Annotated in this window: 15 protein-coding genes and 1 pseudogene; 6 read left to right on the top strand and 10 right to left on the bottom strand. The window is 38.2% G+C overall.

What is annotated here, in order from left to right:
* Position 1: 1 nt before the first annotated feature.
* Positions 2 to 3,493, bottom strand: coding sequence for a chromosome segregation protein SMC (smc, locus tag ACN19N_RS03455; protein WP_420001972.1), 3,492 nt, complete (start codon positions 3,491 to 3,493; stop codon positions 2 to 4).
* Positions 3,494 to 3,503: 10 nt separating this feature from the next.
* Positions 3,504 to 4,199: a GntR family transcriptional regulator gene (locus ACN19N_RS03450; RefSeq protein ID WP_269239138.1), complete on the bottom strand. Its 696-nt coding sequence runs from the start codon at positions 4,197 to 4,199 to the stop codon at positions 3,504 to 3,506.
* Positions 4,200 to 4,544: 345 nt separating this feature from the next.
* On the opposite strand from ACN19N_RS03450, the gene ACN19N_RS03445 reads away from it, so the two are divergent.
* A complete protein-coding gene (locus ACN19N_RS03445; protein ID WP_420002352.1) occupies positions 4,545 to 5,510 on the top strand; it encodes a hypothetical protein in 966 nt (321 codons plus the stop codon).
* Positions 5,511 to 5,524: 14 nt separating this feature from the next.
* Positions 5,525 to 6,067 carry a GTP-binding protein gene (locus ACN19N_RS03440; RefSeq protein ID WP_269239136.1) on the top strand — a complete coding sequence of 181 codons (543 nt, stop codon included), beginning with the start codon at positions 5,525 to 5,527 and terminating at the stop codon, positions 6,065 to 6,067.
* On the opposite strand, the gene ACN19N_RS03435 is transcribed toward ACN19N_RS03440, so the two are convergent.
* Positions 6,064 to 6,864 carry a sulfite exporter TauE/SafE family protein gene (locus ACN19N_RS03435; protein ID WP_269239135.1) on the bottom strand — a complete coding sequence of 267 codons (801 nt, stop codon included), beginning with the start codon at positions 6,862 to 6,864 and terminating at the stop codon, positions 6,064 to 6,066. The genes ACN19N_RS03440 and ACN19N_RS03435 overlap by 4 nt on opposite strands.
* A 29-nt stretch (positions 6,865 to 6,893) precedes the next feature.
* On the opposite strand from ACN19N_RS03435, the gene ACN19N_RS03430 reads away from it, so the two are divergent.
* On the top strand, positions 6,894 to 7,646 hold the full coding sequence (locus ACN19N_RS03430) for a biotin--[acetyl-CoA-carboxylase] ligase (RefSeq protein ID WP_420001971.1): 753 nt from the start codon (positions 6,894 to 6,896) through the stop codon (positions 7,644 to 7,646).
* Positions 7,647 to 7,660: 14 nt separating this feature from the next.
* Positions 7,661 to 8,404 (top strand): pantothenate kinase, encoded by a 744-nt coding sequence (locus tag ACN19N_RS03425; RefSeq protein WP_269229709.1) that lies wholly within the window; start codon positions 7,661 to 7,663, stop codon positions 8,402 to 8,404.
* Between the two features lie 5 nt (positions 8,405 to 8,409).
* Here the strand turns inward: ACN19N_RS03425 and ACN19N_RS03420 are convergent.
* Together ACN19N_RS03420 and ffh are read right to left on the bottom strand one after the other, a co-directional pair.
* A pseudogene (locus tag ACN19N_RS03420) lies at positions 8,410 to 8,962 on the bottom strand (RBBP9/YdeN family alpha/beta hydrolase).
* Positions 8,963 to 9,119: 157 nt separating this feature from the next.
* Entirely contained in the window at positions 9,120 to 10,526 is a 1,407-nt protein-coding gene (gene ffh / locus ACN19N_RS03415; protein WP_004663664.1) for a signal recognition particle protein, read from the bottom strand.
* A 147-nt stretch (positions 10,527 to 10,673) separates the two neighbouring features.
* On the opposite strand from ffh, the gene ACN19N_RS03410 reads away from it, so the two are divergent.
* Both ACN19N_RS03410 and ACN19N_RS03405 read left to right on the top strand, forming a co-directional pair.
* Positions 10,674 to 11,483, top strand: a complete 810-nt coding sequence (locus ACN19N_RS03410) for a cytochrome C assembly family protein (RefSeq protein WP_269239132.1) — start codon at positions 10,674 to 10,676, stop codon at positions 11,481 to 11,483.
* A gap of 80 nt (positions 11,484 to 11,563) precedes the next feature.
* Positions 11,564 to 12,493, top strand: coding sequence for a tRNA dihydrouridine synthase (locus tag ACN19N_RS03405; protein WP_420001970.1), 930 nt, complete (start codon positions 11,564 to 11,566; stop codon positions 12,491 to 12,493).
* A 67-nt stretch (positions 12,494 to 12,560) separates the two neighbouring features.
* On the opposite strand, the gene ACN19N_RS03400 is transcribed toward ACN19N_RS03405, so the two are convergent.
* From ACN19N_RS03400 to ACN19N_RS03380, 5 genes are all read right to left on the bottom strand, one after another.
* The gene (locus ACN19N_RS03400) at positions 12,561 to 13,595 is read right to left on the bottom strand and encodes a DUF6160 family protein (RefSeq protein WP_420001969.1); all 1,035 of its coding nucleotides are present in this window, start codon (positions 13,593 to 13,595) and stop codon (positions 12,561 to 12,563) included.
* Between the two features lie 96 nt (positions 13,596 to 13,691).
* On the bottom strand, positions 13,692 to 16,352 hold the full coding sequence (locus ACN19N_RS03395; RefSeq protein ID WP_420001968.1) for a DUF6160 family protein: 2,661 nt from the start codon (positions 16,350 to 16,352) through the stop codon (positions 13,692 to 13,694).
* Between the two features lie 27 nt (positions 16,353 to 16,379).
* A complete protein-coding gene (locus ACN19N_RS03390; protein WP_087547007.1) occupies positions 16,380 to 17,138 on the bottom strand; it encodes a hypothetical protein in 759 nt (252 codons plus the stop codon).
* Between the two features lie 75 nt (positions 17,139 to 17,213).
* Positions 17,214 to 18,707, bottom strand: coding sequence for a hypothetical protein (locus tag ACN19N_RS03385; RefSeq protein WP_420001967.1), 1,494 nt, complete (start codon positions 18,705 to 18,707; stop codon positions 17,214 to 17,216).
* A gap of 13 nt (positions 18,708 to 18,720) precedes the next feature.
* Complete coding sequence (locus ACN19N_RS03380; RefSeq protein WP_420001966.1) at positions 18,721 to 21,294, bottom strand: hypothetical protein; 2,574 nt, start codon at positions 21,292 to 21,294, stop codon at positions 18,721 to 18,723.
* Positions 21,295 to 21,311 lie beyond the last annotated feature (17 nt).

Below are 21,311 nucleotides of genomic sequence, written 5' to 3'. Positions count from 1 at the left end.
ACTAGGACTCCGAAACTAACCCGTATTCTTTTGCCTGTTCTAAATCGACAGTCACTAATTTTGATGTGCCCGGCTCTGGCATGGTCACTCCCAGTAAATCAGTTGCCATTGTCATCGCCAATTTATTATGTGTAATGTAAATGAATTGCACTTGTTCAGAAAGCTCTTTTACCAAATTACAATACCGCTGTACGTTGGCATCATCAAGTGGTGCATCAACTTCATCTAATACACAGAAAGGTGCAGGATTCAACCTAAAGATCGCAAATACCAATGCCAAAGCAGTTAAAGTCTTTTCACCACCTGAAAGTAGTGCCAAAGAACTATTACGTTTGCCAGGTGGACGTGCCATCAATTTCACCCCAGACTGCCAATCATCCTCAAGACTTAAGGTCGCTTCACCGCCACCAAATACCTTTGGAAACAGCACTTGCAGCTCTTGATTGACCTGATCAAAGGTGGTCATAAATAATTTACGTGTTTCTTGATCAATACTTTTCATCGCATCTTTGAGCTGATCAACCGTATTTTGTAGATCTTGCATCTGATGACTCAGCTCATCAAAACGCTGTGACACGTCTGCATATTCTTGTGAAGCTGCCAAGTTTACCGCACCAATTTTATCAAATTGTTGCAATGCTTTTTCTAATTTCTGTTGATGATCTTTTATTTCAATCGAGAGATCAGATAAAGCATCCGCATTGAGTTCTTTGAGCTGTTCCACATAATGCTCACGATCTGATTTAGCAGCTTGCCAAGCCAAACGCTTTTGCTCTAACTGCTCACGCACCTGCTCATCTTTTTGCTGTGCTTGATGACGTTGTTCTGTCAATTGCTGCTGTTTCTCTTGGACTTGATTCAGTTCAAGTTGCCACTCATTCCAATTTTTTTGCAGCTTTTCTGTTTGCTGAAATTGCTCTTGGAATTGCGACTCTAAGTTCGGTAATTCAAGCTGAATCGGATCAACAAACTTTTTCGCTTGCTCAATCTGTTCAATGATTTGTCGATATTGGGTTTTCAGAAATGAAATATCTTTTTCGAGCAACTCAATTTGCTGATTGGCTTGCGAGGTCTGGCGGCGCAAAGCTTCACGTTGCTGCTGCTGTTGCGTCAACTGCTGTTGTTGCTCATCCAACTGTTCATTCAGATTTTCGACCTGAAACTGTAAAGTCTTATAATTCGGTAATACTGCTTCTAATTTGAGTGCAAGTGCATGTAAATCAATTTCCAAATCATCACGCTGCATGGCATCTTCTTCAAGTTGCACATCGAGCTGTTTAAGTTGATCTGCTAATTGCATCTGCTGTAATACAAATGCCTGTGCCGTACTTTGTAGTTTGGCAATTTGTACATCAAGCTGTTGCTGCTCTTTCTGTTTTTGTTTCAGACTTTGCTGCTGTTGCTGTAAGTTGTGCTGTTGCTGTTGCAGCCCTTGCTGCTGTTGTGAAAATTGATGTTCCAACTCAAGCAATTGTGCTTGCTTCTCCGCAAGCTGCTGTTCAATTTCTTCTAAACGGACTTGATGGCTAAGCATCCCCTGCGCAGTTTGGCTGTCTTCATCATAATGCAGACCAATCACCCAATCGGCACCGACATGATAACCATCCAGCGTTAAAATGGATTGTGCTTGCTGGAGATCCAATTGATATCGCAAAGCTGTGGTTAAATCTTCTGCAACGGCAACATTTGACCAGAGTGAAGATTGCGGGGCTTCGATCCAATCACTTAAATAATCATTAAATCCACCCCAGCCCTCCTTTATAAAAGGAGGGAGTTCCCCTCTTTTTAAAAGAAGGGTTAGGGGAGATTCTGTTTTTAACTGTCGAGCCACACCTTCCTGAAATGACTGTTCACCATCCAGTAAACGCGCTTGCAACCACTTGGCCAAGAACTTCTCAATAATGTTTGCATGCGCTTTAGCTTGAGCAGTTAAACGTAGGCTTTGCATCAATCGAGCTGCATTTTGATCATGCTTCGGGCTCTGCTTCGCCACCAATTGATTTAAATTCTTTTGTTCAGCCAATAAAACCTGAATCTCAGTTTTCAAGTTCTGTACATCAGCCTTCTGCAACTGTTGTTGATCTTGCTGTGTCTGAACACCCTGCTGTAATTGCTCAATCGCGGTTTCTAACGCAATTATTTCCTGTTGCAGTTGCTGCTGTAATTGTTCTAACTGCGCCTGTTCATCATCCTGAACCTGAGAACGAATCTGAGTGCTTTGCGTTTGCAAAGTCTGCTTTTGCTGCTCAATCCGCAAAACATTCTTACCCAATTGCTCAATTTGTGCAGCCATCTGCAACTTTTTTTGTTGTTGCTGATCGACTTGAGTTTTCAGTTGTTCAAATTGCTGCTGTGCTTGCTTATGTTGGACTTGAACATCGCTAAAATTCTGCTCAGCAGTTTGCGTTTGCTGCTCTAAGGCAAGTAAGGTTTCGTTTTGCTCATCAAATTGAGTTGTTAAAGTTTCGACCTGTAACTCTGATAATTGTAAACGCTCTTTGGTTTGTAATTTTTGCTGTTCAAGTTGAACCAAACTACTGCTGTTTTGCTGGAATAAACTCTGTTTTTGTTCCAAAGTCATTTTTAATTCAGACAACTTTTTCTCGGCCTGTTGCCATTCATGCTGCAAAGGTGAAGATTGCTGAATTAAGCGTTGGAATAAAGCACTGGTGGCTTCAAGATCGTGTTCAATGGTCTGTGACTCAGAACGAACCAACTTAAAGTTTTCACCCAGCGCCGTCATTTCAACCGTATATTCTTGTTGTAACTTTTGACTTTGATTGGCTTGAAACGAAAGAATCTCAATTTTTAAAGTTCGAATCTGCCCTTCTAAAGTCTTGTATTGAATCGCGGCTTCAGACTGACGTTTTAATGTTCTGAGTTGTGATTTTAGTTCAGCCGCAATATCGTCTAAACGTGCCAAATTCTGTTCAGTATGTTCTAAGTGCTGTAAGGTTTCACGACGACGTGCTTGATAACGAGATACCCCTGCGGCTTCCTCAATAAACACGCGCATTTCTTCAGGCTTGGCATCGACTAAACGGTTAATCATACCCTGTTCAATCACCGCATAAGAACGCGGTCCTAGACCTGTACCCAAGAAAATATCGGTAATATCACGACGGCGACAACGCGTGCCATTTAAGAAATATTCAGACTTACCTTCACGCGTGACTTGGCGACGGACTGCCAGTTCGCTATAGGCATTATAAGACCCACCTAATTTACCGTAGGTATTATCAAAACGAAGTTCGACACTGGCAACCCCGACAGGCTTCCGTTTAGCCGTTCCAGTAAAAATGACATCCTGCATACTACCGCCGCGCAACTGACGTGCATTGGATTCACCCATCACCCAACGAATAGCATCGATGACATTTGATTTACCGCAACCGTTCGGTCCAACCACCGCAGTACGGTTTGCTTTGAAATGTAATATAGTACTATCGGCAAAAGATTTAAAGCCTGAAAGTTTTAAACTGCTTAAACGCATACTGCCCTAACTAGCGGCGTGAGCGTCTAGCCCAAGCCAATTCAATCTGTTTCATACGTGTCAGAGATTCCAACACAAGGTTACGTAAGTGTCGACAAAAATCTTCCATAAATAAAGCCGCTTGTTGTGATTTTCGGATCAAAATAGCATCAATCACTAACTTAAACAGGGTAAAAGATTCCTGTAATTCACGACGTGAAGTATTTAAGGTTAAAAAGTAGCTACGACGTAACGAAGGCAACAGTTCTTTATAAAATTGCATTAAATAGGGATTCGCCACCATATCATGCTGATCTGCTAAATATTTAAAAATCGAATCGTAGAATTTTTCAATATCCCCGGCACGTACAAATTCAACCAGTTGATCTAATAAGGTCTGTAGCTGTTCAGCCTCGTTAACTCTCCAAGTCTCACTAATTCGTTGCACAATATGCCCAAGTAGCATGACATTGGTATCAAACAAAGCTTTAACCTGTTGAGCTGACATTTCAGAAACAATTGCACCACGCCGTGGGAAAATTTCAATTAAATAAGTACGTTCTAGTAGTAGCAAAGCTTCACGAACAGAACCTCGACTCACATCTAATTCTTTCGCAATACGTAGCTCTTGAATACGCTCTCCCTCAACCAGCTCGCCACTAATAATTTGCTCACTAATATATTTTGCAATCTGTTCAGAAAGACTATCAGCCTCTTCGAGATTCATGATCCCCTCGCTATCGTTGTTATACGCATATTCCAATGCTATTTGCGCTTTTTTGTTTTAACTGATCTCACTGCATAAATTCTATATCATTGTCTAACAATTTTATTGCTTTTTAAGTCAATCGAAAGATAAAAACAATACTTTTAGAAAATATTTGATTAAAAATTTAAATCACTTATCTTTAAGATCAATGAGTTAAGCTTACGAAATCGTGCTAACCGAATATCTGAAAATTAGTTTATTTACCAAAATTTATTGATATAAATCACATAAAATAATATTATTACAGATACAAACACATTTTCATTAATTTTACTGAATTGATCAGTAATTATGAGTAGCATTATCAGTGTTCATCAAGCTGTTAATATCGCAATTTTTGGGCTCAGTCTCAGAACATTGAATGAATTAAAAGAACATATACAAACTGCTATTCCTAGTCATATCCAAGTCAATTGGAGCAATATTTCTGAACCGCAGCTCGATATTTTGATGATCAATCATGTTTTTTTTGATTCACCGAATATCAAAAGCTTAATCAAAAATAACCATATTAATGTTCTACAAATTGCCAATGATGCAAATAAAAATAGTTCAATCGAAGATGACATTCTATATCTACCATTGAATCATGTTCACTCATTACATCAATGGCTAAATGAGCGCTTATCTAAAAATGCTGCGATAGAAAAAGCATCCCCACCTCAAGCAACCAATACTACAATTCATCGCAAACAGATCAGGGAAGTTCTACAAGAAATCCTCAATCCTAAAAATGGGAAAATTCAGTTATTTGATAACAATGGTTTAGTTGCAATTGCAGACGCTCGTAACGAATGGATTTGGCAAAATCCGATGCTACAAACATTACATACAGATCCAAGCTTGAATTACACCTACGCCACACAAAATGACCAACTTTGGATTACTGAGACTCCACAACAAGATTTAAAACAATGGTTATGGAATTTAATTTGGGCATCAAAAGATTTTAATGAACTTTGCCCCCCCTCTGCATCAAGTTTCTATTTAGAGATTTGGCCACAACCGATAAATAAAATTGAGCGGCAAGATATTTTACGTATGGCTGCTTGTTTTGCTAAAGGTGCTGAAATTTCAGTTGTAGCCAACCAATTAAAATTACCGGAACAGCGCGTCAAGCAATTTGTCGCAGCAAGTTTAGGTGCAAATTACGGCAAAATTATCAAAGATAATCAAGCCAATTTTCATCCACAAAATAGTCAAAATATGACTGAACAAAATTTTATGAAAAAACTGTTTGGTCGATTACGTAATCGTTTCGGCTTCTAACCTAGGATAATTCTATGATTTTACAACAATATAAAATTGTCTTTGGTGGAACAATGGGGTCAGGTAAATCCACGGCGATAAATGTCCTCTCGGAAATTGATGTACTCAGCACCGAGGCTTTAAATACTGATATTGAATCACATGAAAAAATGCTCACCACTGTCGGTATCGATTATGGTGAGATTACTTTAGATGATGGCGTCAAAGTCGGATTATACGGGACGCCTGGACAAGAACGTTTTGAGTTTATTTGGGCAGTCATCTGCAAAGGTGCAATTGGTACGATTGTCATGATTGACCATGCTGCTGAAAATCCACTACTCGATCTAGCTCAATATGTAGAAGCGTTCAAACCATTTGGCAATAATATTGTGATTGCAATTACTCATATTGACCGAAAACCAGAAAGAACGCTTTCGATATACCGAGATTGGCTTGCAACACAAGGCGTTAATTACCCTCTGTTTTTCATCGATGCACGTCAAAAAGATGATGTTTTGCTATTGGTCGAAACCTTAATCGCAACAATTGAAGTACATTATGGGCTGATAACTTAAATTAAACCTTTATAAATAAAGTAGCAGCCTACAACAACTAATAAGCCTGCAAAACACTTTTTTAACATCGCAGCTGATAAGCGATGTGCTACCTTTGCTCCCAGTTTAGCTGTAATAAAGCTCATTGCGCTAATACCAAGAAAAGCATAAATATGAACATAACCAATCGTATTTGGCACATTGATTTGCTCTTTTGTACCAAACCACATAAATCCGATTGCACCAGCAATCGCAATCGGCAATCCACACGCCGCTGAAGTAGCCACTGCTTTCTGCATCACCACACCATGACGATTTAAAAATGGTACGGTCAAACTACCACCGCCAATCCCAAAAATCGCAGATGCCACTCCAATTCCACCACCAGCAATAAACTGTAATGGTGCAGATGGTAAGTGGCGATTTGGATCAATAACAGCATGCGCTCCGCTAAACATTTTGTACGACATCCACACTGCAAATATACCAATAATTAACTGTAAATGCTGCCCAGAGAGTAAATCAGCCACACCTGCACCTAAAAAAGACCCTAAAACTAAACCTGGTGCTAAATTACGAAATACATTCCACAAGACAGCACCTTTTTCATGGTGAGCAGTCACAGAACTAATTGATGTTACGATAATGGTAGCTAAAGATGTCCCCACTGCTATATGCATGATCACATTCGGGTCATAATGCATTTGAGTAAAGACAATATATAAAATTGGTACAATAATTAAGCCACCACCAACACCAAACAAACCTGCAGTAAATCCAGCAATTGCACCTATCAGCAAATATATGATTAACTCCATAAACACATGACCACTCTATTTGTAAAACAATGGAAGATTTAGCAACTCGCCAGCTTCAGCAATTACTTAATGCAAAAAATCAATTTCCTGAAATCGTCTTGCTCAAAACCACGACAACATCGACCAATGATGATATGCGTGAAATTGCGCAAAAAGGCATTAGCTCAGGATTAGTTTGCAGTGCACAGCAAACACAAGGTCGAGGTCAACATCAACGACAATGGGCATCTCCTGAAGGAAATATTTATTTAAGTACACTGATTCACACTAAGACTGCCTTAGATGGTCGCCTTGCACTGGAAGTTGCTTTAAATATTCTGCAAATGCCGAGCTTGCAAGGTTTAAGCCTACAAGTCAAATGGCCCAATGATTTATATAGTCCACAAGGTAAATGGGGTGGAATTTTGGTTGAGCCACTTTCAGCACATCATGCGATTGTTGGGGTAGGCATTAACTTAAACACGCCCCCTGTAGAGAATGCGGATCAGCCAATTACCTCTCTGGCGATGCTCGGTTTAGCTCATACTGATCGTTTAACGCTGATTGCTGAGCTCTACACTGCGATTCAACAGGCTTCTCAGTGGTTTGAACATGGCAGTTATAATTTAGCTGAACGCTTTAACCATCATGCAATATGGCTCAATCAACACGTTGAATTTGAACATGCCCAAGGTAAAATTCAGGGATACTTTCAAGGCATCTCCAATGATGGTGCTGTACTCATTAAAACCGATCATGTTCAACCCTTCTATCAAGGCCGTTTACGCCTCGCACCAATTTAAGGAATGATCATTTTATGAAAAGTCTATGGTTGGATATCGGTAATACCCGTTTAAAATATTGGATTACCGAAAATGATCAAGTGCTTGAGCATGCTGCAGAATTACATTTACAGTCACCTGCCGATTTACTGTTAGGTTTAATTCAACATTTTAGGCATCAAAATTTAAGTCAGGTTGGGATTTCATCTGTTTTAGACACAGAAAATAATCAACGTATTCAAATGATCCTCGATATTTTGGAAATTCCAATTATCTTCGCTCAGGTACATGCTAATTATGCAGGGCTTCGTTGTGGTTATGATGTTCCAAGTCAACTCGGGATTGATCGTTGGTTACAAGTCTTAGCAATTTCAAAACCTCATCAAAACTTTTGTGTGATTGGCTGTGGTACAGCGCTGACCATCGATTTAGTAGAAGGGTTACAACATTTAGGCGGTTATATTCTGCCAAATTTATATTTGCAACGAGATTCACTCATTCAAAATACCAAAGGTATTAAAATTCCTGACTCTGCATTCGATAATTTGAAACCAGGACACAACACCGTTGATGCTGTACATCACGGTATCTTGCTAGGTCTAATTAGTACCATTGATCAAATCATGCAACAATCACCTAAACACCTGATTTTAACAGGTGGAGATGCTGATATATTCGCCAAATTTCTGCAACATCATCGGCCGTTGATTGAATCTGATCTCTTACTTAAAGGACTAAAAAATTACGTTCAACTTAAGTCAGCATTAACCAATGTTTGAAGTATCTAGAACAACTGAGGAAACATCGTATATCCATCTTCAGTACGAAAATGCCCTGCCTGAACAGCTTCAATCAGTTGGGCATTCAGTAAATTTGAAAATTTAAAGGTCAAAGGCACTGGGACAATAGGATCATTCGTAGAAAAGAAAACGAGGTGTCTTTTAACATTGGCTCGGATTACGGCGCTCGTAAAATTTGAATGCTGAATAAATTCATCATATTCAGGAAATTTAGCTATAGGTTCATTAGAAGCAGCAATAAATAAGCATGCTTTCAACTGAGTTTGTTACAGACGCTTTGCTAGAAAGTGAACCACGGCAATACCAGACAATCCATGAGCAACAACAATACTCTGTTCATTTAAATCTTGTAGTTGTGTTTCTAAACAAGTTTGCCAAATTTTCAGCTTCTGGGTGATTCGAGTCGGCAAGAAATATACGTTCAGCGGCAATTCCTTCAGATTTTAATTGTTGTTCTAACCATAAATACCAATACTGTTCTGGATTTGCATTTTCACAATGTAGTATAAATACCTTACCGTTCGAATTATGTAACATATACAAAAATTTATAAATATAAAACAAATACTTAAAATTATTTTACCCCTTATTCGTTTATTTTCATATTGATTTTCTGTATTAAATTGATACTTAGATTCACAAGTAAGATTTAACAAAAAAGGCGCAATTTGCGCCTTTTCTAGATAGCTTTAGGTTATTTCTTTGGTTCATTACTACCAAATAAAGGCCCCATGTTACCGCCACCAAATTGTTTTTGCATATTACCTAATGACTTCAACATTTTGCTCATTCCTGACGGATTCGCAAATTTCTTCATCATTTTCGCCATTTGGGCTTGTTGCTTAATTAATTTATTCACTTCAGCAACGTCCATACCACAACCCGCAGCAATACGTTTTTTACGGCTTGGATTCATCAAATCTGGGTTACGGCGTTCTTTAATGGTCATCGATTGAATAATCGCTTCCATTTTTTTCACTTGCTTTTCAGGATTTGCTTGTGCAATCGCATCTTGAATACCAGAGTTACTCATGCCAGGCAACTTATCCAAGAAGCCCATCATCCCGCCCATCTTGCTCATTTGCTCAAATTGCATCAGCATATCTTCAAAGTTGAAGGTTCCGCCTTTCTGCAATTTCTTCGCCATTTTTTCGGCTTTTTCTTTGTCGATTTTGCGTTCAACTTCTTCGACTAAAGAAAGTACGTCACCCATACCCAAGATACGTTGTGCAACACGATCTGGATGGAATGGCTCAAGTGCATCTAGTTTTTCACCGATACCCAAGAACTTGATCGGTTTACCTGTAATCGCACGAACAGAAAGCGCAGCACCACCACGTGCATCACCATCAGTTTTAGTGAGAATAACACCAGTCAAAGCCAGAGCATCGTTAAACGCTTTTGCTGTATTAGCAGCATCCTGACCCGTCATTGCATCGACAACAAACAGAGTCTCTGTTGGCTTAACTGCAGCATGTAATTCTTTAATCTCATCCATCATGTCTTCATCGACATGCAGACGTCCTGCGGTATCGACAATTAAAACATCAGCAAACTGGATTTTAGCTTGTTCAATCGCACGATTAACAATATCAATTGGCTTTTCAGATGCTTCTGATGGAATGAAACCCACGCCAACTTCATTGGATACTGTTTCTAACTGCTTGATTGCGGCTGGACGATAAACGTCAGCAGAAACTGTCATTACTTTTTTCTTTTGGCGCTCTTTCAGAAAACGCGCTAATTTTGCGGCAGTTGTTGTTTTACCCGCACCTTGCAAACCTGCAAGTAAAACCACGACAGGTGGCTTTGCACTTAAATCTAGAGTCTCATTTGCCTCACCCATCATTTTGGTGAGTTCATCATAGACAATTTTTACAAATGCCTGACCTGGAGAAAGCTGAGTCATGACTTCTTGACCGAGAGCTTCTTCCTTAACCTTCGCGATAAATTCACGAGTTACAGGTAATGCCACATCGGCTTCAAGAAGTGCCATACGTACTTCACGTAAGGTATCTTTAATATTGTCTTCGGTCAGCTGCCCTGAGCCAGTAACATTTCTTAAACTCTGTGTGAGTCGTTCTGTTAAGGTATCAAACATTGCGAAATCCGCTTAAAATGGCTAGTTGCAAAAAAATCTTTCTTAAAATAGAAAATTTATGCGTAAGATGCTATAGGATACTGTAGTTCGAAGCGAATTTACATCTTATATAGTGAATATTATTCAACCCCCTGAAAAAGGTTTGACATGATCAGTCTCCCCTTGGTTTACACAATTTTGGCACTTGTAGCTTATACCAGTTCTTTTTGGTATTTGTTTATACGTTTGATGTCAAAACGTACTCCAAATCTTTGGTGTTATTCGATTATGATTGGTCTAGGGCTATTACTGCATAGTACTGTGCTCTATCAAGATATGATGACACCAATTGGCGTGAATTATGATGTATTTAACCTGATTTCATTCACTTCGGGGCTGATGCTAGCACTCAGTTTAATTTTAAGTTTAATTCGACCAATCTTGCCATTAAATTTAATTGGCACTCCTGTTGCCGCAATTGGTTTAATTTTAGGATATGCTTTTAGTCAACCAAACCAAGTCATTGAACAACATAGCTTAGGTTTAGATCTTCATATCATCCTCTCTTTATCAGCTTATGCTGTTTTACTGATGGCAACCATTCATTCAGTATTACTTTGGTTTCAAGATAGAGAACTTAAGAAGAAACAAAAAAGACGAATTTGGGTTAACTTACTTCCACCATTCCAAGTGATGGAATCGGTACTCTTTGATTTAATTATCACAGGTTTTGGGTTACTCACTGCTGCACTTCTCTTTGGCTTTTTTACAATTGATAACTTCTTTGCTCAACATCTTGCTCATAAAACCGCTTTTAGTATTATTTCATGGTTTTTATATGGTGCGCTTTTAATTGGGCATTACAAATTTGGCTGGCGCGGACGTAAAGCAATTCGCTTTACCATTACAGGTTTTATCTTACTTGCAATTGGTTTTATCGGTAGTAAGTTTGTTTTAGAAATGATTTTGGGACGTTAATTTCTAGTTTCATAATAAACTAGACAGCCTATCTGAAAATGCGTATAACGCTGTATTCTTTTAATTAGGTAATACTAATCGTGAAACTTGTGCTCGCTCCAATGGAAGGTCTAACTGATCCAATCATGCGTGATGTGCTCACTCATGTCGGCAGTTTTGATTGGTGCGTAACCGAGTTTATTCGTATTACCGATAGTATTCTTCCAGATCATATTTATTATAGTTTTTGTCCCGAACTCAAAAACTCAGGTAAAACCGCAGCAGGCACACCTGTGCATGTACAGTTTCTTGGGAATAATCCAGAGATGTTGGCAGCCAATGCCGCGAAAGTTGTGGAACTCGGCGCACCTGCAATTGATCTTAACTTTGGTTGTCCCGCTAAAACTGTTAATCGTCATCGTGGTGGTTCTGTCTTATTGGATGAACCAGAAACAGTACATCAACTGGTCAAAGCTGTTCGTGATGCAGTACCTGCACATATCCCTGTTTCAGCAAAAATGCGTCTGGGCTATTTAGATGAAAACCACACTTTAGATAATGCACATGCGATAGAAGATGCTGGTGCAAATTGGCTTACCGTACATGCGCGTACTAAAGCAGATGGCTATACCCCACCCGCTTACTGGGAAAAAATTCAGCCAATTACTGAGGCACTAAAAATCAATGTCATTGCCAACGGTGAAATCTGGAATAATACAGATGCCAAAGCCTGTTTAGAACAGTCTCATTGCCAAGACCTGATGATTGGACGTGGTGCGGTTACAACACCAGATTTAACCTTATGTATTCGAGAGAATAGTGATCAAGCTATCCTTTCTTGGTCAGATTTAGTGCAACTCCAGCAACGTTTTTTAAGTGGCCAGTACAAGACCGAAGTCGGGATGATTGGTCGTTATAAGCAATGGTTAGGTATGATGACCAAAGCCTATCCTGAAGCTCAAGAGCTTTGGACAAAAGTAAAGAAAGAGAAACAACTAGATGAGATTATTAATTACTTGAAGCAGAGCTGACCTTTTTTAATAAGAGTATATTGATAAAAAAAGCGACTGAGGTCGCTTTAATAAAATGACTAACTTATTACATCCCACTAACTTTCATCTTTAAGTTAGTAACTGATGCACCTACAGCACCTATACTTCCAATTGAAGCATTTGGCAATCCATTAAAAGTACTTGATGGATATGTCGTAGACGGACTTCCAGACTGCCCTAAAATTACGTTATTTAAACTCAAGTTAAATTTGTCTGAAACTCCCGAATTCCCAAAAACTAACCCACCCAAATCTGTGCCATTTTTACCCTCAATACCAGCATAAAAACCAGTCAGCCCAAAAGGTGAATTATTATGACCTGTAAATTGAAAATCAAAACCGATACCATATGGATTATTGCTTCCATCATAGTCAGAAACAGCAACTATATTACAACCACTACCTGAGCCACAAATTGAATTTATTGCACCTCCAAACATAATCATATGTCCTTGTGGTGCTGCACCTAATTGAATATTTACTGTTGGTTTATTAGCGGCAAAAACGATATCTATCCCACTTGCACCACCAACTCTTACTATTTCTTTCACTAAACCTGCTTTAGGTTTTAATGTAGAACTATCATAGATAGTACTTTTACTGTATGAATTACTAATGATATCAGAGAGAGTACCTTCACTAGCAGCATATACAGAAAAAGGAGAAATACGAATTCCTGTAATATTATTATTAAAAGATAAAGCAATATTTGTGAAAGCACCTTTATTGGCGACTGTTCCAGCATCTGAATCAATTACAGCGTTGAATCCAAGAATAGTTTCACTAGAACCATTTAGCCCTACAACTCGAACAGGGCTAGAAGACGTTTGCCCTCCAATCACTAAACCAGCCCTTTTAGTATAATCAGGCGATGTATACAATGAAGAACCACTACCGTATGACAAACCATCATTATCTATCATAGAAAGTTGTTTGAATTCAACATTTGCCTGCGCTTGAATAGTCAGACCATCTTGCCCTGTCATTGTAGCAAGACTTTGGTCATCGATAGGTTGCATCGCCATAGTACATGGACTTAATAGCAGTAACGATAGACATCCTAGCTTTTTACTTTTTTTCATTGCCCTAATCCGTAGACAAATGTTTAAAATACATCCGATAGATTAACATAGCTTATCATCTATTCAATCTATTTCAGACCAAATAGATGATGCACTTTAATTACGTGGCATAATACCAAATTGGCTAGTTAATCTACCGCCAGTGATTGCCAATTCACCTAAACGAGCACCTGCACCAGTATTCGGTGGATACAGATTTATATCTCTTGCACGAAATACGCCATCGGTTGTTCGATCTGGGTTAAATGTAAATGATGAGTTGAAGCTAACCATCCCTTCAGCACCATTTTGATTGGCTTTTGGGGCAATTACAATTGCATTATTAAATGCCATTTTACCCGTTAAATTATCTAAACCGAGTGTAGAGCCATCAAGAGGATCACTAATTTGAATTGTATTACCTTGTTTTGGGTCTAAAGTAAAATCACCAACAATATTTAAACTACTCCCAGTTCCATCAGACTTATACTCACTATTTGGTATAAGTGAAAAATCCATGCTACCACCAGCGCGTAACTTAATACCAAATAGCACATCATTTGATGTAGCAAAATTATTTAATGCTACTTTATTATTAGCTGGAACAGAGCTATTACATCCTGCATTTGATGTAGACAATACACAAGTTTGGTAAGTTGTCCCTGGTAGATATCCAGCAGCAACTTGCGCTGCAGCCACAATAAGTAAATCTTTTAAACTAACGTTTAAACTACCCTTTTCTACACCAATATTACCAGTGCCTTTGAGTAATAAATCAATATTACGCAACCCCATATAATAATCAACAGGTTGATTATTAGCACCTATTTTTTTACCATCAATTACTAAAATTGATGTTGTTTTACTTCCATCAGAACTTACACCCTCAGTACTCATGGCCAGTGAAAAACCTAGACGCGGCGTTAAACCTGTGCCAACAACAACTTTATTTGTAGACGATTTATTATAGCCTTTATAATCAGACGTATAAGCATAAGCAGTAGATGCATCAACATTGGTACCAAAAATCGCCATGTTGGCATTTAAATTATAAAAAGGTAATGCTAGTCCCCATTGATTAGTACCATTATGCTCTGCAATATTTGGAACTGCTGCACCAGTTGCATCATTTGTTCGAGCACTATTTGTAAAACGACCTAGACGAGATATTGCTTGGAATTCAGCACCTCGAACCGCTACTAGTAAACTATAAGGATTTTGATTTGCAGCGATACCATTTGGAGTGTCTGTATAGATATATTGAATATAATCATTATTACTAGTTAAAAAATTACCATTACCAAATCGACTGGTTTGAAAAAGTTTATTTGCAGGTAATAAAACTGTTCGAGTATCAGCTAGATTCACATATACATTACCACTATCAAATGAACCACGATCAGTCGCTACTAATCCAGTTAAATTTCCAAATTCAAAACCATAAGTATTTAGACCTGCATTACCAATTTCTAGCGTAGTTGCCTTACCATCACTCCCCAACATTGGATCATTATCTTTAGTAAATTCAGCAGCCATACGGAAAGCAATACCTGTACTCCCCATAATATTATTTCCAGTTGTTGTAGTAATAGGATTATTTGCTGCTAATGATAAATCAGTGCTTAAGTTGTTAGTTTTACCAACAATATTACTTTGATCAGATTTACCATAATTTACTCCAGTATAATCTGGATTATTCTTATTTGTTGTATTCAAGCCTCTCAACTGTAAATAACCATTTACCATTCGACCACTTGCGCCAACACGTATTAATCCCTTGGCATTACTTGGACTATTAGTCCCATCAAGAACATAAGGTGAAGTTTTGCTTACATCTTTATTCAGTAAAAATTCTAAATTTAAACCTGAGTTTGTTGTATCACCACCAGCACCGACTACACCATTACCATAACTGCCAGTATTTCTTAAATTACTAGATGCAGAATCTGTAGTTCTTCTAAAATCAACATATCCATGTGTTGCATCTGGTTGAGTACTCGATGCTAAATTTATTGTGCCATTAGAATTATATGCAATTGTTGCTTTACCAACACCGTCGGAATTAGTTTGTAATCTAAAGCCACCAATGGCATCTACAAACATAACGCCTTTACCTAAAAAGTTAAAATTAAAGTTCTTAAGTATGAGTTGATTAAGCTCATTACTAACATCTTTTTGTCCTAAATAGATATTCGCATTTTTCAATCCTAAATCTAAAGTTGCTTGCTTATCTTTACTAAAAAGTCCATCACGAGTCTTAAAATTAAGATCAATAACTGAACTTGTTTGAATTGCCATATTCCCAATTGGGGCGCTGCAACGCTGAGTAGACTCAGTGTCACATACTTTAAATTGATCAATTGTAATTAAAGAAGGATTTGCCGAAATGGCTAAATCTAGTCCAGTTCTACCAGCATCACTACCGCTACCACTGCCTATATTTATTTTATAATCTGTCCCTGGAGTCCGATTTGAAATAGGTAAGTTTGAAACATTAGCATTGGTTGACTGAATCTTAAAATTTTCAGCTGTCGCTTGTAAATTACTATTTGTTCTACTCGAAGTTCCTATTCCAGCATTATCTTGCCAATAAAGCTTATCAACATTGATTTCATCATAAGAGGTTGAAATATGAACTCCATCTTGACCATTAACATTACGCAATGCACTATCATCTAAGCTTTGTAATGCATGCGCAGAATTTATGAGTAGCATACTTGTTGCTAAAGTATTTAATGCAAACCATGCTGTATTGTGATTTTGGTTATTTTTTTTCATCACTTCAATCCTTGATAATCTCTAGCTCTAGCAACGTGGATGACTGCTATCACAACCAAACATCATGATCTTACCTTGTATAGCAAGATTACCATTCATTCTCATACCAACAAACCCAGTTTCCTTACCCTGATCATATAACGATGTTGCAGCATTCGTTGCGTTATAAGTCGTTGCTTTTAAATATCCATACCCACTAGTTGGTGGGGTACTAGCAGAACCTTCAACCACTTTACCATTTGAATCGATATAACTTGTAAAATCATCTTGTTCAATCGCAAGTGCATTAAAACCAAAATTTCTAATTAAAATAGGCATACTAGCATCAAGGCTAAGTTGCATAGAAGGTTTAATCTGATCAACTCCACCATCATTCTGATATACTAAATCAACACCATCTAAACCTAGTTTTTGAATATCAACAGTTCCTTGGATTCCCTTGAACACTAGCCATAATTTTCTTGCTGGATTTGCTAAAGTTGGATCACTTTCTGGTACATCCCACAAAGTGTTAGCTCCTTGCACACGACTACTAACAAATCGTTTATTTACCGAAAGTCCTAAATGACAATAACCTAAACCAGTATTATTATTCGCTGTCTTATCGCAAACACCACCAACACCATCATCAAATTGATAAGTACTGGTATGATTTAATGAAAATTTCAATGACAAATCTGCTCCAGCTTGCCCCTCAACCTCTCTCAAAGCTTGGCTATCCAAAGTTTTTAATTCAGCATGTACTATACTTGTGCTGAATAGGAGCAAAATCATCATTTTCTTCATTATAATATCCTTTACTTATAGCATCAAAACCAGCTATTGATTACTAAACCACCACTTTCTTCCCGAAAATAGCTATTAACAAAACTTCAAACCACCCCAACAGTTAGGTGCAAAATTTTGATTTGTTAATTTAAGGTTACTAATATTTAAGTTTAACGCACTATTTCTTAAATCGATATTTCCGATATTCACTGTTAAATCCCCACTTCCTAACAAGCCCCCAAGATCATTTGTATTTGCTTCATTACCACCACCACGGCGTAAATAGTAGGAAACAGCACTTGCAATCTGAGGAAAAAGTGGAGAAATATCAATAGGATCTTGCGGAACTACATATCCAATATTCACTGGATCATTAAATGACATCCACCAACCTTTTTGTGCAACATCATCCGATTTCGCTCCTGGCCACTGCAATGCTTGTTGCTGTAAAGATAAAGAAAATGGCGAGTTAATCGGTAAATTATGAATTAAACCTAAAGACTGATTTAGATTTAAATTTGCAGTAATATTTGAAATCTGCCCATTCATATAAATATTCTTGAATACATCTCCTTCTTGCGCGACAAGGCAAGAAATTCCATAGCATCTTGTTACTGTTGCTTCAACACGACCGCCTTGTGTATAAATAGCTGAAGGCTCTGGGTATGCTGGATCATGTGGACCACTTGAGTTATATTGCACGGACCCATTCACAGGGTAGTTTGCATCACCAGGTCCACCAACATAGATATTAGGGACCTTTACAGCAGCTGATAAAATTTTAGACTTTGCTCTAGTTTCATTAACTAAAATTGCTGGAATTTCAAAATAGTTCCTTTCAATCGTAGGAATATTAAAACCACCACCAGAAGTCTTAAAATCGGCTCCATTTAAACCTAATGCTGTTAGGGCACCTGTAATCACTAAATCATTTGGATTTAAATAGGTACCATAAAGATTATCTCTCGCTGCTGCTGTCGTTGCATACCCTTTTATGATACCTGAACTGTCAGACTGTACTTTCATATAGCCAGAAATAGTATTAATACCATTTGCAACTCCAGTATTTTCCGTTCCAGCTGATAATAATCCTAGCGCTTTTTCTGCACTTAAACGGAATCCTATAACTTGACGCATAGAAGCAGACTCAGGATTTTTAACTGCAAATTCAATAAATGGATTGGTTATTTTTGCCGAAGAAGCAGCTCTTTCCTCATTAGTCATTGCAAGAGGTTTACCATTACTATCAACCTTTAAACCACTTAAACTTAAATTATCAATATCAATATCACAGTCACCAATACCATTTACACCACCACAGCCTAACTGTAGTTTTTTAATATTTGCGTTTAATTCAATTTCTGCTTCCATACCTAATTTATAGAAACCAATATCTTTAGTACTTCCTGTGCGAGTTGATTCTAAATTTTTTGTATCAACAGGAGAGATATAAGAGAGACTCATTAAAGCCTGTCCTTGTACTTTTGATAATTCATCATCAGTTAAGTCAACCATTGAAGATGCATATAGTCCTTGACTAAATAAAACAGTAGCAATACTAAAGCCCAAAATATTAAAATTAAACATGATGACTCCCGTCTTATAATCCCTTCGTTGTTATTTTCATATGCTGAATTAACAGCCCATCAATCACAGCTGAACCAAAGTTATTTAATGCTGATGGATTCACACCACCTGTTATCGCAGTTGGCACAATATCAGAAGAGATAGCAGTTGAAGATCCTAAACCTGAGCCATATGCAACAGCTTCTTGTCCACCTGCAACTCTAAACCAAGGTGCATTTGCACGTGTTCCATACGTCCAATTTGTATTATTCACATGCGTTGGGGTAGGTGTATTAGAACTACCACCGTTATTCACTGCGCTTAAACGTGATAGTCCATACAATCCACCTGTTGTGGTACTACCAGAACTACCATTACACGCACCACCTGACTCGCCAGGCCAACAATCATCCGCACCACGCTGACCACTTCCAGGATTCGCCATGCTACCGCCAATGATTTGATTTACATTGGTAACAGCTGCAGGATAACCATTCCCTGTACCACTAGCACCTAATGCTGCTCCATTGTACCAAGTTAAACAATCTGTTGTGGTATTCGTACAATAACGAGCATAAGTACCATCGTCATTGCCAAAGATCTTGTTACCACTTGCATCAACATTAGTTAAATAAACCCAATCAACATGATTACCAGAAGTATTGTACCAACGATCAACTGAATTCGAACAACCTTGTCCGAAAAGACCTCCAGTATAATTACAGGAAATAGAAGGTCGACCATATGGATCTTGTCTAGTCGCAGTACCCCCACCACCAAATAACCCACCAGCACCATTAGAAACCGTGAGTCGATAACGATCTGTCACAATATAACTGGTATCAACACGTTGCTGCCGTTGTTGATATTGAGCTTCCCTAAAAATTTGAGTTCCTGAAATATTCGTTCTATTTTGTGGTGTGCCAAAAAATATCCCTAATGCTTCAACACTACTATCAGCAACTAGAGTTTGCCCACCATCATTACTTTTCACAGTACCAAAACTAATACTACTATGCGTCGCAAGCTTTTTACCTGCTAAAGCTGTAGATGAATAATCATTTAAAGCAGATCCACCCTGATACCCAGCAACAGTTGAGCTACCACATTGGTAAACGTTACAGGTAGAACCATAATACGTCACCCCAGCATCACCTGTATCACCAGCATACCGAGTATAAATTTTTGTGTAAATTTCCTGTTTATTTGGAATCCGAGCTATTTCTAAACTAAAGTTTTTACCATCGGAACCTAAAACAACTGGTTGATAGAGTGAGCCTAATACTAAATTAATGTTAGGGTTATAAATAAATATTCCATCATCTGCTGCAAATGTAGGTGCATTTCCTCCACCCAAAGCAGGTGTCGAGACTAAACTAGTATTTGAAGTTTCTTTTGTACTCAATCGTAAAACATTACTTCCATTTGGATCTGGTGCAGTCCAAGATGCTCCAGAAACGGTATCTTTTACAGCACGATCTCTATAACGGAATTGACAAGCAACAGAACCAAATTGGACACCACCAGCATTACATCCGCCAGCAGAGCCATTATCCCCACCTAAAATACTGGTATTAGCATAGGTATTCCAAACCTCTGTGTTTGACCATCCTGTTGATGCTGCTGTAGCATTCCTGTCTGTATTATAAGTTCTTGTTGATACACCAGCATTGTAAGTTGCTTTAACATTTGCAGCATCCCCACTGTTAAAACGCAAAATACCTGAAGCTCCAAGAGTATTATTATAAAATTTACTCATACCATTATTGATACCAGTATCACCAGAAAGACCAACTCCCCCTAAAGTTTGGAACAATTGTAAATTACTTCCATTTACACTGAAATTATTCCAAATCGCCTGCAATCGTAATCGATTTTCACGTGGTATTTGCGCCGTGTTTACAGCACTTGTATTACGAGTACAACCATTTAAGCAAAATTGATTTGCGTCACCTTCTATTTTACTTGGATCTCTCACGAAAGCATCAGCCCATAAACCCAATTTAAGTTTATAAGCATCTAGCCCTGTATCTGATGTAAGTCCAGCAAGACTTTGATTATAAAGTGGAGCTTCCATAGAAAGGTAAGTAACTGAACTTTTAGATGTACCACCATTTGTACCATTGACATAAAAATCAGGTACATTGTAAGCAGTACTTGCCTTTAATAACCAAGGATTACTTGCTGTTCCCCAGCTCTTAATACTTGCATTAGCAGCAGTACTTGCTATACGGGTATTGGTATTATTATCAGATTTAGATACCGCTAAACCATATAAAAATAAATCCGCTTTACCAGCACCAGCTGCACTAGCTTCCGATGTTAAAGGGCCAACAGGAATGTAACGAATATAACCAGTATCATTTAATCGATCATCCGTATTACCAGCAATCCCATCCGCTCCAGCCAATGGAGTAGCCTCGTTAGGACCTGCGCCACGGAAAATCATATAAGTATCTTGGGGTAGTAAAGCGATACCTTCACCAGTGGTTTCACTTAAACCATCGTCTGATAATTCTTGCAATGCAAAAACTGACTGATTTAGACATAAACCAATCAAAGTCGCCAAAACAGTTTTTTGAAATGATACCGTATGAAGTGTAGTCATCTTGACCTTCCCATTAC

The organism is Acinetobacter sp. LF10, from assembly GCF_048585715.1.
In the GTDB taxonomy this organism is placed as follows: domain Bacteria; phylum Pseudomonadota; class Gammaproteobacteria; order Pseudomonadales; family Moraxellaceae; genus Acinetobacter.
This window is presented reverse-complemented; position numbering and strand designations above follow the sequence as displayed.

Coding starts and splice junctions, on each gene's coding strand:
- smc (WP_420001972.1), bottom strand. CDS start 3,493: ATGCGTTTAAGCAGTTTAAAACTTTCAGGCTTTAAATCTTTTGCCGAT.
- ACN19N_RS03450 (WP_269239138.1), bottom strand. CDS start 4,199: ATGAATCTCGAAGAGGCTGATAGTCTTTCTGAACAGATTGCAAAATAT.
- ACN19N_RS03440 (WP_269239136.1), top strand. CDS start 5,525: ATGATTTTACAACAATATAAAATTGTCTTTGGTGGAACAATGGGGTCA.
- ACN19N_RS03435 (WP_269239135.1), bottom strand. CDS start 6,864: ATGGAGTTAATCATATATTTGCTGATAGGTGCAATTGCTGGATTTACT.
- ACN19N_RS03430 (WP_420001971.1), top strand. CDS start 6,894: ATGGAAGATTTAGCAACTCGCCAGCTTCAGCAATTACTTAATGCAAAA.
- ACN19N_RS03425 (WP_269229709.1), top strand. CDS start 7,661: ATGAAAAGTCTATGGTTGGATATCGGTAATACCCGTTTAAAATATTGG.
- ffh (WP_004663664.1), bottom strand. CDS start 10,526: ATGTTTGATACCTTAACAGAACGACTCACACAGAGTTTAAGAAATGTT.
- ACN19N_RS03410 (WP_269239132.1), top strand. CDS start 10,674: ATGATCAGTCTCCCCTTGGTTTACACAATTTTGGCACTTGTAGCTTAT.
- ACN19N_RS03400 (WP_420001969.1), bottom strand. CDS start 13,595: ATGAAAAAAAGTAAAAAGCTAGGATGTCTATCGTTACTGCTATTAAGT.
- ACN19N_RS03395 (WP_420001968.1), bottom strand. CDS start 16,352: ATGAAAAAAAATAACCAAAATCACAATACAGCATGGTTTGCATTAAAT.
- ACN19N_RS03390 (WP_087547007.1), bottom strand. CDS start 17,138: ATGAAGAAAATGATGATTTTGCTCCTATTCAGCACAAGTATAGTACAT.
- ACN19N_RS03385 (WP_420001967.1), bottom strand. CDS start 18,707: ATGTTTAATTTTAATATTTTGGGCTTTAGTATTGCTACTGTTTTATTT.
- ACN19N_RS03380 (WP_420001966.1), bottom strand. CDS start 21,294: ATGACTACACTTCATACGGTATCATTTCAAAAAACTGTTTTGGCGACT.